Consider the following 13459-nt stretch of genomic DNA (forward strand, 5'->3'; position numbering starts at 1 on the left):
CTAATCCAAAAACCGATAAAGCCAGTCGCGCGTCTCCTCCGGCAGCGAGGCCGGCGACTGGTCCTCGCGGGTGCGGGCCTGCCAGATGATCTCGACCTCGGCGGCGCGCTCCTCCCCGGCGTCGATCGAAATGAGGAAGCCGATGGAATGCATGCCGATCTTGTCGATGGTGGCGGTGAAGGTTGCCGGCTCGTCATAGTGCAGCGGACGGTGAAGCATGCAGGAAACCTTGCTGGGGCTATAGACGGGTTCGTCATCGACATCGGGCCGTGACGACCAGAAGCCTGCCAGGACGGATTCGGCATAGGAAATATAGGAGGCCAGAAACATCTGGCCGTTCATATCGACATCGCGAAACGGCACGCGTATTTCCGCCACATCCGGGCGTTTCGACTGACTCATCAACAGATCTGCCCTACTCAGTTCCCCATGGTAACACTACTGCATAATTGCTTATACCGGAACTGGCTTAAGGATAGAATGACGCAATAGTTCAAAGTGTTACAGTGTCCTCCACGCGCCTGAAAGGATGCGGTGCAGTAGCCACGGACCTGATTGACGGAAACGGCGCGAACGAGACAGTTGTGATAGGCGAAGGGTCGGACGGCGCGGCAAGAGCGCTTGTTGAAATCGTCAGGCGATGCCCCATCTGCTGTGGCACATGACATAAGCGACCGATAGAGTGTCTTCATGAGCACCCGTCTTTATGAACACCCGATCTTCCTGGAACATGTGACGCCCGCCGGCCATCCGGAGCGATCGGACAGGATTCGCGCCATCAATGTCGCGCTGGAACATCCGAATTTCGAGCGGCTGGAGCGCCGGCAGGCGCCGCAGGCGAACGAGGATGCGGTGCTGCTTGCCCATCCAGAGGAGCATCTAACCGCCGTCATGCGGGAAATCCCCGAGGAAGAGGGGGAGATCAACCAGATCGAAGCCGATACCTATGCCAGCAGCAAGAGCCTGCAGGCGGCGCTGACCGGCATTGGCGGGGCGATGGCTGCGGTCGACGACGTCTTTACCGGCCGGGCCGACAATGTCTTCGTCGCTGCCCGCCCGCCGGGGCACCATGCCGAGAAGATGACGGCGATGGGCTTCTGCTTCTTCAACAATGCGGCGATCGCCGCCCGGCATGCGCAGAAGGCGCATGGCGCCGAGCGCATCGCCATCGTCGACTGGGACGTGCATCACGGCAACGGCACGCAGGATATCTTCTGGGACGATCCTTCGGTGCTGTTCTGCTCGACGCATCAGATGCCGCTCTACCCCGGCACCGGCGCCAAGGACGAGAAGGGCAAGCACAACACCATCGTCAACGCACCGCTGTCGCCGAATGTCGGAAGCGACCATTTTCGCGAGGCGTTCAAATCGCGCGTACTGCCCGCGCTTGACGATTTCCGGCCGGATCTCATCATCATCTCCGCCGGCTTCGACGCGCATCACCGCGATCCCTTAGCGCAGATCAATCTGACCGGCGAGGATTTCGACTGGGCGACCGGACGTGTACTCGAACTGGCGGACCGGCACGCGAAGAACCGGGTCGTCAGCCTGCTCGAAGGCGGTTATGATCTCGAGGGACTCGCCGAATCGGCGGGCATGCATATTCTGAGAATGATGAAGGGTTGAGAATGACTGACAGCGCCAAGCCGGAGGTGTCCGGCCTTTCCTTCGAAAAGGCGGTTGCCGAACTCGAAAGCATCGTCGCCCGGCTGGAACGCGGCGACGTGGCGCTGGATGAATCGATCGAGATCTATGAGCGCGGCGAAGCGCTGAAGAAACATTGCGAGACGCTGCTTTCGGCCGCCGAAAACCGCATCGAGAAGATCCGGCTCGACCGCGCCGGCAAGCCGCAGGGCGTCGAGCCGCTGGACGGCGCCTGAGGCGGCAAACTCCCTTTCGAAGGTGCTTGGCTATCGGCTTCCGGCCGATCTATGATCCCCTTGCAAAACGATGAGGGGACGTAATAATGACGGACAGGTTGAAGGGTAAGGTCGCCATTATCTCGGGGGGCGCGACCGGCATGGGCGGTGCCGCCTCGAAGCTTTTTGCAGCGGAAGGCGCGCGTGTTGCGATCATCGACCGCAATGGCCAGGCGGCGGCCGAGACCGTCCAAGCGATCCGTGACGCCGGCGGCGAGGCCGATTGCTGGACGGCCGATGTCTCGGACGAAGCCGCCGTCAATGCCGCCGTCGCCGGTGTCGAGGAGCGTTACGGCGCGGTGACCGTGCTCTTCAATCATGCCGGCACGATCGTCATCAAACCTTTTCTGGAAACGACCGTTGAGGAATGGGATTGGCTGCACGCCGTCAACGTGCGCTCGATGTTCCTGATGACCAAGGCCGTGCTGCCGAAGATGATTGCCAGCGGCGGCGGATCGATCGTCTGCACCTCGTCGATCTCGGCGGTTGCCGCCACGCCGATGGAAGTGCTTTACGACACGACCAAGGGTGCCGTGCATATGTTTGCCCGCGCCATCGCGGTGGAATTCCGCGACCGCAACATCCGCTGCAACGCCGTCTGCCCCGGCTTCATCCGCACGCCGCATGGTCTGCGCGAGGTGGCCGATCTGCAGGCGCTCGGCGTCGACGTTTCGGATGCCGCCATTGCCGCGCAGCAGGGGCGGATCGGCGAACCTGAAGATGTGGCCCGGGCCGCCCTCTATCTCGCCAGCGACGAGTCGAGCTTCGTCAATGGCGCCCATCTCTTCGTCGACAACGGTTTTACCGCGATCTGAGCCAATTGCCGCGCTTTCCAATGCCGGAGCGTCCTTTACGCGTCCGATTGGACGGGCGGCGCGCTTTCCAGTGTTGGAGCGTCTTTGCGCATCCGATTGGACGCGCGGCGCTCCAGGCGCTATCTGTGGGCGATGACGCGCGGCCCTGTAGCGATCGGAGATCCCTCATGTCCTTTTTTCCCGGTAAAGATCCCCTGCCCGGCGATGCCTTCGCCTGCGACGCGATCGAGAACCTGATCATCCCACGCACCAGCGATATCGGCGGTTTCCAGGTGCGCCGCGCGCTGCCCAGCCGGCAGCGGCGGTTGGTCGGGCCGTTCATCTTCTTCGACCGCATGGGACCGGCGATCCTGAAGCCGGACGAGGCCCTCGACGTCAAGCCGCATCCGCATATCGGACTGTCAACGGTCACCTATCTGTTCGACGGCGAGATCCGCCATCGCGACAGCCTCGGCACCGAAAAGGTCATCCGTCCCGGCGATATCAACCTGATGACGGCCGGCCGCGGCATCGTCCATTCCGAACGCACGCCCGACAATCTGCGCGGTCATCCGCTGCTGATGTCGGGGCTGCAGACCTGGCTGGCGCTGCCCGATGACAAGGAGGAGATCGATCCCGCCTTCGCCCATACGGAAAAATCCGCCATGCCGCTGATCGAAACGGCAGGCGTGCGTGGGCGCGTGGTCATCGGCTCGTTCGAAGGCATGACATCGCCGGTCGGCGTTTTCTCCGACACGCTCTATGTCGATCTCGACCTGCAGCCGGGCGCCAAATTTCCCTTCGGCGCGGGCCACGAAGAGCGCGCCGTCTATGTGCTCTCGGGCGAGGTCGTCATATCAGGCGACCGTTTTGCCGCCGACCAGCTGCTGGTCTTCCGGCCGGGCGATGCGATCACGCTGGAAGCCGGCCGCGATGGCTGCCACCTGATGCTCTTCGGGGGTGCGGCGCTCAATTCGAAACGTTATATCTGGTGGAATTTCGTCTCTTCCTCGAAGGAGCGGATCGAACAGGCCAAGGAGGAATGGCGCACCGGCCGCTTCGATATCGTGCCGGGGGATGAAGAGGAATTCGTGCCTTTGCCGGAGGGCTGAGCGACACGAAATGAGAGAAATAGACCAGGATATCCGCCGAAAACCGTTCACACTTTCCGTCATCATGCTCTAAGGTGAAAAGCTTCGGTTCCTGAAATGCACTTGTTTTGCCGCAATCTAATCGAATAAAAGCGGAGCAAGGAAAAGCAAGAAAGAGCGCCCGCCCGTGACACAACTGCCGAAGACCCCCCTGCTCGACCAGGTCATCTACCCCGCCGACCTGCGCAAGCTCGAGGATCGCGACCTGCCGCAGCTCGCCCGCGAAGTCCGGGATGAAATGATCGATGCGGTGTCGCGCACCGGCGGCCATCTCGGCGCCGGTCTCGGCGTCGTCGAATTGACGATCGCCATTCACAGCGTCTTCGACACACCTGATGATCGGCTGATCTTCGATGTCGGCCATCAATGTTATCCGCACAAAATCCTCACCGGCCGGCGTGACCGCATCCGGACGCTGCGCCAGGAAGACGGGCTCTCCGGCTTCACCCGCCGGGCCGAAAGCGAATATGATCCCTTCGGCGCGGCGCATTCTTCGACTTCGATCTCGGCCGGCCTCGGCATGGCGATTGCCGCCGACCTCGACAAATCAGACCGCCGCGTCATCGCCGTCATCGGCGACGGGGCGATGTCGGCCGGCATGGCCTATGAGGCGTTGAACAATGCGGGTGCCCTCGATGCGCGGCTCATCGTCATCCTCAACGACAACGACATGTCGATCGCGCCACCGACGGGCGCCATGAGCGCCTATCTCGCGCGCCTTGCCTCCGGTCGCACCTATATGGGCTTCCGTGACTTCGGCAAGAAGCTGACGGCCTATCTCGGCAAGAACATCGACCGGGCGATCACCCGCGCCGTCGAGCATGCGCGCGGCTATGTCACCGGCGGAACGATGTTCGAGGAGATGGGCTTTTACCATATCGGGCCGATCGACGGGCATTCCTTCGACCACCTGCTGCCTGTGTTGCGCAACGTGCGCGACAATGGGCGCGGGCCGGTGCTGATCCATGTCGTCACCCAGAAGGGCAAGGGCTATCCGCCGGCGGAAGCTGCGGCCGACAAATATCACGGCGTCAACAAGTTCGACGTCATCACCGGCGCCCAGGCAAGGGTCAAGCCGAATGCGCCGAGCTATACCAGCGTCTTTGCCGAAGCGCTGGTGCAGGAAGCCGCCCTCGACGACAAGATCGTCGGCATCACCGCCGCTATGCCCAACGGTACCGGTCTCGACAAGCTCGCCGAGGCCTTTCCGTCGCGTTGTTTCGACGTCGGCATTGCCGAGCAGCATGCCGTGACCTTCGCCGCCGGCTTGGCAGCGGAAGGCTACAAGCCCTTCGCCGCCCTCTATTCCACCTTCCTGCAGCGCGCCTACGACCAGGTCGTGCACGACGTGGCGATCCAGGGACTACCGGTGCGTTTTCCGATCGACCGTGCCGGCTTCGTCGGCGCCGACGGGCCGACCCATGCCGGTTCCTTCGACACCGCCTTCCTCACCACCCTGCCCGGCTTCGTGGTCATGGCGGCGGCCGACGAGGCCGAACTCAAGCATATGGTGCGCACGGCTGTCGCCTATGATGGCGGGCCGATCTCGTTCCGCTATCCGCGCGGCGAAGGTGTCGGCGTCGACATGCCGGCACGCGGCGAAATCCTGCAGATCGGCAAGGGCCGCATCGTCAAGGAAGGCACCAAGGTTGCGCTGCTCTCCTTCGGCACAAGGCTTGCCGATTGTCTGCTCGCCGCCGAGGATCTCGATGCCGCGGGGCTTTCGACGACAGTCGCCGATGCGCGTTTCGCCAAGCCGCTCGACCGCGACCTAATCCGCCAGCTTGCCCGCCACCACGAGATTGTCATCACCGTCGAGGAAGGCTCGATCGGCGGCTTCGGCAGCCATGTGATGCATTTCCTCGCCACCGAGGGCCTGCTCGACAACGGCCTGAAGCTGCGCTCGCTCGTCATGCCCGACATCTGGATGGAGCAGGCCAAGCCCGAAGCCATGAACGCTCACGCCGGCCTCGACCGCGCCGGCATCGTCTCGACGGTGTTCAGGGCGCTGGGGCGCGGTGTTGCGGTTGGGGTTGCGGGATAATGCTTTGGTGAGGGCGTGCCGTGTGATGGCCTCTTTGAGGGTATGCCGTGTCAAGGCCCCTCATTCACCCTACGGGCACCGATAGGACTCGAGTCCTGAAGGAGATTGAGGAGCACGACCGGCGGGAGGCGCAATGCCTCCTTCTACTCCGCCCATCGCTATACTTGCTCCAGGAGCCACCCCATCCTCCGTCATCCTCGGGCTTGACCCGAGGATCTACGCTGACCTCCACACCAGCAGCGGGCATGGATCCTCGGCTCAAGGCCGAGGATGACGGAGAGTGAGGAGATGTCCCAGCCAAACTCGCCGTCGAAACAGCGGATAACGTTGCGTTTCTCGTGCTTATCATAGCGGTCCATCCAATAAAAAGGCGGCGCATCACTGCGCCGCCCTCTTGATTTGACATCCCTTCCTAAGAAGGCTGCCTCTCAGAACTCCGTCCACTCCTCCTGAACGGTCGCCGCAGCACTCGCCTGTCTTCCGCCGAAGGCCTTGGCGACGGTGCGGGTCAGGGCGTGGGCGGGAGAGGCGACCGGGCGGGAGCTCGTGCCGGCGGCGGCAGCGCGCGGCGTCGGGGCCACCTGGCCTAGCTTGAACTGGCGCAGCAATTCTTCGAGGGCGTTTGCCTCCTGGGCGAGCGCATGGCTTGCTGCGGTCTGCTCTTCGACCATAGCGGCGTTCTGTTGCGTGCCCTGGTCCATGTTGTTGACGGCGGTGTTGATCTCCTGCAGGCCGATCGACTGTTCGCGCGTGGCGGTGACGATGGCGCTGACGTGGTGGTTGATCTCCTGCACCTCGGAGACGATGACCTCCAGCGCCTTGCCGGTCTCGCCGACCAAGCCGACGCCGGCGACGACTTGTTCGCCCGAGGTGGTGATCAGCGCTTTGATCTCCTTGGCGGCCTTCGCCGAGCGCTGGGCGAGCTCGCGCACTTCCTGGGCGACGACCGCAAAGCCCTTGCCGGCATCGCCGGCGCGGGCCGCTTCGACGCCTGCATTCAAGGCCAAAAGATTGGTCTGGAAAGCGATGTCGTCGATGACGCCGATGATATTGGAGATTTCGCCCGAGGACTTCTCGATCTGCTGCATGGCAGAGACGGCCTTGCGGACGACTTCGCCTGATTTCTCGGCGCCGAGGCGGGCGCGCTCGACGAGATTGCCGACATCCTCAGCGCGCTTGGCGCTGTCGCGGACGGTCGTGGTCACTTCCTCGAGCGCTGCGGCGGTCTGTTCGACGGCGGCAGCCTGCTGCTCGGTGCGGTGGGCGAGATCGTCGGCGGCGGAGCGGATTTCGCCGGCGCCGGCATTGATCGCCGAAGCGTTGCGGCCGACCGATTGCAGTGCCGCCTGCAGCTTTTCGACGGCGTGGTTGAAGTCGTTGCGCAGGCTGTCATATTGCGAGGCGAACGGCGTCTGGATACGACCGGCCATATCGCCATTGGCAAGTTCGGCAAGGCCGCCCGCCAAAGCGTCGATGGCATGGCGGAGCTCGCCTTCCTCGCGCGCCTTCTGCTCGTCGCCTGCCCGGCGCTGGCGCTCGGCGTCGTCGCGCATGCGGTCGGTCTCGCCGGCAAGACGCAGCTTCTCGATCGCCGCCTGCTTGAAGACCAGGACGGATTGAGCCATGCGGCCGATTTCGTCGCCGCGCTCGACAGCCGGAACCTCGATGTCGTTCTGACCGCCGGCGAGACGATCCATGGCCGCAGTCATGCCGACGACCGGGCGGACGATCGTGCGCGACATCAGCCAGGCGAGCACGGCGGCGGCAAGCGAGGCGAGGATGCCGCCGGCAAGCAGCGTCGTCTTCAGATGGCTGTTGGCATCGGCGCGGATCGCGGCCAGCGCTTCCGACTTTTCCCGCGCGGTGGCCTTGATCTTGGCCGAAGCCTGGCGGAAGCCGTCGAGCTGGCCCTTGGTGGCGTTGACGCCGATCTTGACGACCTCTTCGATCGGCATGTCGGTTTCCTTGCGCGCCTTGGTCTGCGGCTCGGCAAGTTCATGGAAATAGAGATCGGCGGCCTTCTGCATGCCGTCGATCATCTCGACCAGCTGCGGCTCGCCGGCCGCCGTCTGCTTGGCGGCGGCAATCGCCTTCAGCATGCGCTCGCGGTTGGTGAAGACATCGCCATAGGTGCTGTCGCTGCGGAAGAGGATGAAGCCACGCAGGTTGACGGCCTGTTCGAGCATCGCCTGCAGCGCATCGTCGATCTGGTTGACGAGCAGCTCGGACTTTTCCTGCTCGGCAGACGCGGCAGCGGACGCCGTCGCCTTGGAATAAACGAAGGCGGAAACGGCGACGAAAATGAGAATGAGGGCTGCGAACGTGGCCGCAAGCTTACCGTTCAAGGATATGTTTTTGGCGGACATCGGTGATTTCTCCTGACGACAGTCGGCGCGGCGAGAGGCAGGTCGCGCGAGACGCAACCGCCGGGATATTTGAAGCTGAGAACATGATCGATGTGCAAACACTTGCGCCGTCATGGCGCCGAGCGGCTTGGATGAACCGCTACAATCACGCCGAACCTATCCGGGCAGGCTTTAAATTTGTTTAAATTTGTGCATCGCAGCAGCGGCCAGGGCTGATGATTATTGCGCCGCCGCCGGCGGATTGAGGATCAGAATGTCGAAATCCTTCTCGGGATCGAAATCCTCTGCCGTCATCCGGAAGGTCGTCGGGCCGATCTTCTGAACATTGCTGCCGCAGAAGCTGATGAGGCTGCCGGGTTTGCCCTTGTCGATCGTCAGCTGAAAGCGCTTGATCGGCCCCGCCCAGTTGGCGCCGGTCGACAGCACATAGGAGATCCAGCTTTCGGTATAGTTGGCGCCTCCGGCCTCGGCTTCCCGCGCGCGCTGCTGGGCAACCCGGACGAAATCTTCGTCGAGGCAGTATTTGCGGGAATATTCCTCGAAGCGCTCACCCTTCGGCTCGCCACTTTCGAGAAAGCTGATGGTGACGGTGCCGCCGACGGCCGGCTTGTAACGGTGCGCTACGCTGACCTTCTTCTTCGCCGGAAAGGTGGTGCGCCACCAATAGGTCGAGCGCAGCGTCCAGAGCGGTACGAGATCGGCCTTGGCATCGCCGGCGCCCATGGGATAAACGAGGCCGCGGGCGATCCAGTCCTTGCGGACGGTTTCGGGAAGCTTGGCGAGCGCCTCGGTCGTCTTCTGGCTGTAGGGCAAGACGGGGATGCCCTGCTTGGCAAACTCGTCGGTCACGTCGATGCCGAGCGAGACGACGCGCTGCTGCAGCTTGGCGGTGATCGGACTGCCATCCTGCACAGTCGAGAAATGCAGGAAATTATCGCTGTCATAATCGGAGATGGCGGAATTGTTGTCGACCTGACCTGTTAAGTCAGGCATTGGAAAGGCGACCAGGCTTTCGACATCCTTGTCGGAGCTGTTCTCGAAGACGTAGTCGACACGCACTTCCGAAGCGGAGATGAAGAGATCCTCTTCCGCCATGCTGACATCGTCGGATTGGGCAAAGATCAGCCCGCCGGTCTTGATCTCTGCCAGAGTATCGTTCGCGAGCGCGGACGATACGATCCCCGCCGCGACAAGCCCCACCGAGACAGGTAGAGTGAAGAGCTTCAGCATGGAACACCCCCGTGTCTGCGGCACGCCCCGCGATCGCCGCGGTGGGATTATCGCCGAAAGCTTTTGAGGGTCAATGACGGTCTTGGGAACAAAATGCTTGCAACCGGCGGCTTTGCCGGTCATGCACAGCCGATGTCAGATCAAAACACCCAACGTCTCGACCAGCTTCTCGTCTCCCTCGGCCTCTTTGCCAGCCGCTCGCGCGCCCGCGACGCCGTGCAGCGCGGCACTGTCAGGATCGGCGGCCAGGTGGTCACGAAGGCGGGCGCGCTGTTTAGCGCAGACGCCGCAATCGAGATCGACGATCCGGCGCAGGATTATGTCTCGCGCGCCGCGCTGAAGCTTGCCGCGGCCCTCGACCATTTCCGGCTCGATCCTGCCGGCCATCACTGTCTCGATGTCGGTGCCTCCACCGGCGGCTTCACCGAGGTGCTGCTGCAGCGCGGTGCCGCGCATGTCACCGCGATCGATGTCGGCCATGGGCAGATGCATCCACGCATATCAGGCGATCCGCGGGTGACGAACAGGGAGGGCCTCAACGCCCGTAACCTGACGGCAGACGATATCGACCATCCCGCCACCTTCATCGTTTCCGACGTCTCCTTCATCACGCTGAAGCTGGCGCTCGCGCCGGCCCTTGAGATCGCCGAACCCGGCGCTGTCGCCGTGCTGCTGGTCAAGCCGCAGTTCGAGGCCGGGCGCGAGGCGATCGGCAAGGGCGGGATGCTGAAGGACCCCTCGTCCGCTCCCGCCGTCGCTGCAGAATTGGAGCGCTGGTTCACCGAGGATATGGGCTGGAAAAGCCTTGGCCTCATCCCCTCCCCGATTTCCGGCGGCGACGGCAATCAGGAATTCCTTCTGGCAGGATTGAAACCGTGAGCACCGAAACCGTCACGATCGAGAAGCTCGGCGCCCAGGGCGACGGCATCGCCAGCAGCGCCGGCGGGTCTGTCTATGTACCCTTTTCCCTGCCCGGCGAAACCGTAGCGATCGCCCGCGTCAAGAGCCAGGGCACGATCATGTCGATCACGACGCCCTCGCCCGACCGGCAGGAGCCGCCCTGCCGCCATTTCGGCCCGGATGGCGTCAACGGCACCTGCGGCGGCTGCACGCTGCAGCATATGGCAGATGCGTCCTACCGCGCCTTCAAGCGCCAACTGGTCATCGACGCGTTGAAATCCAAGGGGCTGACGCCGGAGGTCGGCGAGATCGTTCCGGCCCGGCCGGGCGAACGGCGGCGCGTGGTGTTTGCGGCGCGCAAGACCGAGAAGGACATGCTTGTTGGATTCAACCAGGCCGAAAGCCACCATATCGTCGCCATCGAGGAATGTCCGATCTCGTCGGCAGGGATCATCGCCCGGCTGCCGGCGATCAGGGCGATTGCTGCATCGCTGGCGACCAGTGCCGAACCCTTCCGCGTCGCCGTGCTCGAAACGCTTTCCGGCCTCGACATCTCCGTCGACGACGTGAAGAAACTCTCCGATCCGCAGCGGCGCAAGGCGATCGAGACCGCGCTCAGCCTGCGCGGCATCGCCCGTGTTTCGCTGAACGGCGAAATCCTCGTCGAGCCGTCGAAACCGATGGTCGAATTCGGCGGCGTCCAGGTTTCACCACCGCCGGGCGGCTTCACCCAGGCGACGAAGCCGGCGGAAGAGGCGATGGCCGAGCTGGTCATTGCTCATGCCGGCAAGGCGAAGCGGATCGCCGATCTCTTTGCCGGCTCCGGCACATTTTCACTGCGGCTGGCGCGGATCGGCCGCGTGCACGCCGTCGAAGCCGAAGCTAAGGCGCTCGCAGCACTCGACCATGCGGCCCGCAACACGCAAGGGCTGAAACCGGTCACCGTCGAAAAGCGCGATCTCTTCCGCCGTCCTTTGATGACGCAGGAATTCAAGCCCTATGACGCCGTCGTCTTCGATCCGCCACGCGCCGGTGCCGAGTTCCAGTGCCAGGAGCTTGCCCGCTCAGGCGTGAAGAGGATCGTCGCCGTCAGCTGCAATCCGCTGACGCTGGCGCGGGATCTCGCGATCCTCGTCGAGGGAGGCTACCGGATCACGCAAGTGACGCCGATCGACCAGTTCCTCTGGACCTCGCATGTCGAGGTGGTGGCGACGCTGGAGAAATAGGCGTGGCTGTCGGAAAGACCAAAACACGCAACCCCTACTATAATGGTCCAGTGTCCGATCACTTCGACGGCACGCATTTCTTCAATCCCGAAGGTATTGAGCCCCTTGGTTTCCGCGATCTGCTGCGGTGGCAATTCGGCGGTGGCCGTGAGCGTTGGCCGCGGTCGGTCCCAAGTCCGTACGCGGCGGCCAAGCCGGATCCACGCGTCGACGGCGAGGATCTAAGGGTGACCATGGTTGGCCATGCAACAATGCTCGTGCAGGTCGCTGGGCTCAATATCCTCACCGACCCGGTATGGTCAGAGCGCGCGAGTCCCTTCGCTTTTGCGGGACCCAAGCGCGTCGTTCCACCGGGCATCGCGTTCGATGATTTACCGCCAATTGATCTCGTGCTGGTGTCGCACAATCATTATGATCATCTCGATATCGCAACGCTCAGACGGTTGCGTGCGAAGCATCGGCCGCGTGTCGTGACGCCACTCGGCAATGACACGATCATTCGCCGTGCCGTGCCCGATATGCAGACGACATCGATGGACTGGGGCGAGCGCATTTCGCACGCCGGAATAAGCATTGATGCGGAGCCTGCACACCATTGGTCCGCTCGCGGAACCGCCGATCGCCGGATGGCACTCTGGGCGTCGTTCGTTTTGTCGACGCCAGCCGGAAAAATTTATCACGTCGGAGATACGGGCTTTCACGACGGCATCAATTACAAAGCGGCACAGCAGAAGCATGGCGGCTTTCGCTTGGCCATTTTACCCTTCGGCGCATATGAGCCGCGCTGGTTCATGAAAGGGCAGCACCAGAATCCGCAGGAGGCGGTGATCGGGATGAAACTGGCCAATGCGGCCTATGTGGCCGGACATCACTTCGCCACGTTCCAACTGACAAATGAAGCGGTCGACGCGCCGGCAAAAGCGTTGCAAGACGCAATGAGCGAGCATGAAATTTCCCCGGAACGGTTCCGGCCGCTCAGGGCCGGCGAAGTATTCAATGTGCCGGCGGTCTAATCGGTATCGGCTTGCTCCCGGTGTTGGTGTCGATCGCCGCAAAGCGATGCCAGGCGATGCTCAGCGGCGCATGAAGGCTTCGAAGGCCGCCCGGGCCTCGGCACTTTTCAGCCGCGCGGAGAAATAGCGGGCCTCCTCGTCGATGCGGGCGATGATCTCGCCGCGATCGCCACGAATGAGGTCGCGGGCGATGCGCAACGCCTCCGGCGGCTTGGCGGCGAGCTTTGCAGCCGTGGCCAAAGTCAGAGAATCGACCTCGCCTGACTCAACGACCTTCCAGACGAGGCCGGCTTCCTTCGCTTCCTCTGCCGAGAATGCTTCGCCGGCGGCAAGCAGGGCGAAGGCGCGCTGATGGCCCATCAGCCGCGGCGCGACGAGGCTGGAACCGGCCTCCGGCACCAGCGCCAGATCGACGAAGGGTGTGCGAAACTGGCTGCGGCTGGAGGCGATGGTCAGGTCGCAATGGAGATGGATCGTCGTGCCGATGCCGATCGCAAGGCCGTCGACGCCCGAGACGACGGGTTTTTCGGCATTCACCAGCGCATAGAGGAAATCGAGAATTTCCTGCTCCAGGCCGCGGCCGCCCATTGCGGCACCCAGAAAATCGTTCATGTCGTTGCCGGCCGAAAAGCAGCCTTCGGTGCCAAGGAAGGCGGTGGCGCGGATGCCGGGATTTGTGTTGGCCGCATTCAGCGCATCGGCCATGGTGCGGTACATGGCGCGGGTGATGGCGTTCTTCTTCTCCGGCCGGTTGAAGCGGATCAGCTGCACGCCTGGATGGGCTGCAGGCTGCTCGACGATGATGTGATCGGTCAT

12 protein-coding genes are annotated in these 13459 nt (G+C 63.0%); 8 read left to right on the forward strand and 4 right to left on the reverse strand.

From position 1 onward, the window contains the following. Entirely contained in the window at nucleotides 1–402 is a 402-nt protein-coding gene (locus tag G9X64_RS23525) for an acyl-CoA thioesterase (RefSeq protein WP_168311023.1), read from the reverse strand. A gap of 288 nt (nucleotides 403–690) precedes the next feature. Here G9X64_RS23525 and G9X64_RS23530 point away from each other — a divergent pair, with 288 nt between their 5' ends. The 5 genes from G9X64_RS23530 (at nucleotide 691) to dxs (ending at nucleotide 5908) form a co-directional block, all read left to right on the forward strand. Further along, nucleotides 691–1626, forward strand: a complete 936-nt coding sequence (locus tag G9X64_RS23530) for a histone deacetylase family protein (RefSeq protein ID WP_168311024.1) — start codon at nucleotides 691–693, stop codon at nucleotides 1624–1626. A 2-nt stretch (nucleotides 1627–1628) separates the two neighbouring features. Beyond that, on the forward strand, nucleotides 1629–1880 hold the full coding sequence (locus G9X64_RS23535; protein ID WP_003545921.1) for an exodeoxyribonuclease VII small subunit: 252 nt from the start codon (nucleotides 1629–1631) through the stop codon (nucleotides 1878–1880). An 86-nt stretch (nucleotides 1881–1966) separates the two neighbouring features. Then, entirely contained in the window at nucleotides 1967–2734 is a 768-nt protein-coding gene (locus tag G9X64_RS23540; RefSeq protein ID WP_168311026.1) for an SDR family NAD(P)-dependent oxidoreductase, read from the forward strand. A gap of 167 nt (nucleotides 2735–2901) precedes the next feature. Further along, entirely contained in the window at nucleotides 2902–3825 is a 924-nt protein-coding gene (locus tag G9X64_RS23545) for a pirin family protein (RefSeq protein ID WP_017959229.1), read from the forward strand. 166 nt (nucleotides 3826–3991) lie between these two features. Then, nucleotides 3992–5908 (forward strand): 1-deoxy-D-xylulose-5-phosphate synthase, encoded by a 1917-nt coding sequence (gene dxs / locus G9X64_RS23550; RefSeq protein WP_168311027.1) that lies wholly within the window; start codon nucleotides 3992–3994, stop codon nucleotides 5906–5908. Nucleotides 5909–6336: 428 nt separating this feature from the next. Here the strand turns inward: dxs and G9X64_RS23555 are convergent, their stop codons facing one another. Together G9X64_RS23555 and G9X64_RS23560 are read right to left on the reverse strand one after the other, a co-directional pair. Continuing rightward, nucleotides 6337–8274, reverse strand: a complete 1938-nt coding sequence (locus G9X64_RS23555) for a methyl-accepting chemotaxis protein (protein ID WP_168311028.1) — start codon at nucleotides 8272–8274, stop codon at nucleotides 6337–6339. A gap of 219 nt (nucleotides 8275–8493) precedes the next feature. Continuing rightward, nucleotides 8494–9504 carry a DUF4424 domain-containing protein gene (locus G9X64_RS23560; RefSeq protein ID WP_168311029.1) on the reverse strand — a complete coding sequence of 337 codons (1011 nt, stop codon included), beginning with the start codon at nucleotides 9502–9504 and terminating at the stop codon, nucleotides 8494–8496. Between the two features lie 93 nt (nucleotides 9505–9597). On the opposite strand from G9X64_RS23560, the gene G9X64_RS23565 reads away from it, so the two are divergent. The 3 genes from G9X64_RS23565 to G9X64_RS23575 are packed head-to-tail and all read left to right on the forward strand — an operon-like array spanning nucleotide 9598 to nucleotide 12643. Continuing rightward, nucleotides 9598–10383, forward strand: a complete 786-nt coding sequence (locus G9X64_RS23565; RefSeq protein ID WP_171377452.1) for a TlyA family RNA methyltransferase — start codon at nucleotides 9598–9600, stop codon at nucleotides 10381–10383. Then, nucleotides 10380–11630 (forward strand): class I SAM-dependent RNA methyltransferase, encoded by a 1251-nt coding sequence (locus G9X64_RS23570; RefSeq protein ID WP_168311031.1) that lies wholly within the window; start codon nucleotides 10380–10382, stop codon nucleotides 11628–11630. Before G9X64_RS23565 ends, G9X64_RS23570 begins: the two co-directional genes overlap by 4 nt. A 2-nt stretch (nucleotides 11631–11632) precedes the next feature. Next, nucleotides 11633–12643, forward strand: a complete 1011-nt coding sequence (locus G9X64_RS23575) for an MBL fold metallo-hydrolase (protein ID WP_168311032.1) — start codon at nucleotides 11633–11635, stop codon at nucleotides 12641–12643. Nucleotides 12644–12703: 60 nt separating this feature from the next. Here the strand turns inward: G9X64_RS23575 and G9X64_RS23580 are convergent, their stop codons facing one another. Beyond that, nucleotides 12704–13459 carry a crotonase/enoyl-CoA hydratase family protein gene (locus G9X64_RS23580; protein ID WP_168311033.1) on the reverse strand — a complete coding sequence of 252 codons (756 nt, stop codon included), beginning with the start codon at nucleotides 13457–13459 and terminating at the stop codon, nucleotides 12704–12706.

The organism is Rhizobium sophorae (assembly GCF_013087515.1).
Taxonomy (GTDB): Bacteria; Pseudomonadota; Alphaproteobacteria; order Rhizobiales; family Rhizobiaceae; genus Rhizobium; species Rhizobium sophorae.

Excerpts from the sequence above, each read along its gene's own strand:
- G9X64_RS23555 (WP_168311028.1), bottom strand. The coding sequence starts at position 8,274 with ATGTCCGCCAAAAACATATCCTTGAACGGTAAGCTTGCGGCCACGTTC.
- G9X64_RS23525 (WP_168311023.1), bottom strand. The coding sequence starts at position 402 with ATGAGTCAGTCGAAACGCCCGGATGTGGCGGAAATACGCGTGCCGTTT.
- G9X64_RS23530 (WP_168311024.1), top strand. The coding sequence starts at position 691 with ATGAGCACCCGTCTTTATGAACACCCGATCTTCCTGGAACATGTGACG.
- G9X64_RS23565 (WP_171377452.1), top strand. The coding sequence starts at position 9,598 with ATGCTTGCAACCGGCGGCTTTGCCGGTCATGCACAGCCGATGTCAGAT.
- G9X64_RS23545 (WP_017959229.1), top strand. The coding sequence starts at position 2,902 with ATGTCCTTTTTTCCCGGTAAAGATCCCCTGCCCGGCGATGCCTTCGCC.
- G9X64_RS23580 (WP_168311033.1), bottom strand. The coding sequence starts at position 13,459 with ATGACCGATCACATCATCGTCGAGCAGCCTGCAGCCCATCCAGGCGTG.
- G9X64_RS23560 (WP_168311029.1), bottom strand. The coding sequence starts at position 9,504 with ATGCTGAAGCTCTTCACTCTACCTGTCTCGGTGGGGCTTGTCGCGGCG.
- G9X64_RS23540 (WP_168311026.1), top strand. The coding sequence starts at position 1,967 with ATGACGGACAGGTTGAAGGGTAAGGTCGCCATTATCTCGGGGGGCGCG.
- G9X64_RS23535 (WP_003545921.1), top strand. The coding sequence starts at position 1,629 with ATGACTGACAGCGCCAAGCCGGAGGTGTCCGGCCTTTCCTTCGAAAAG.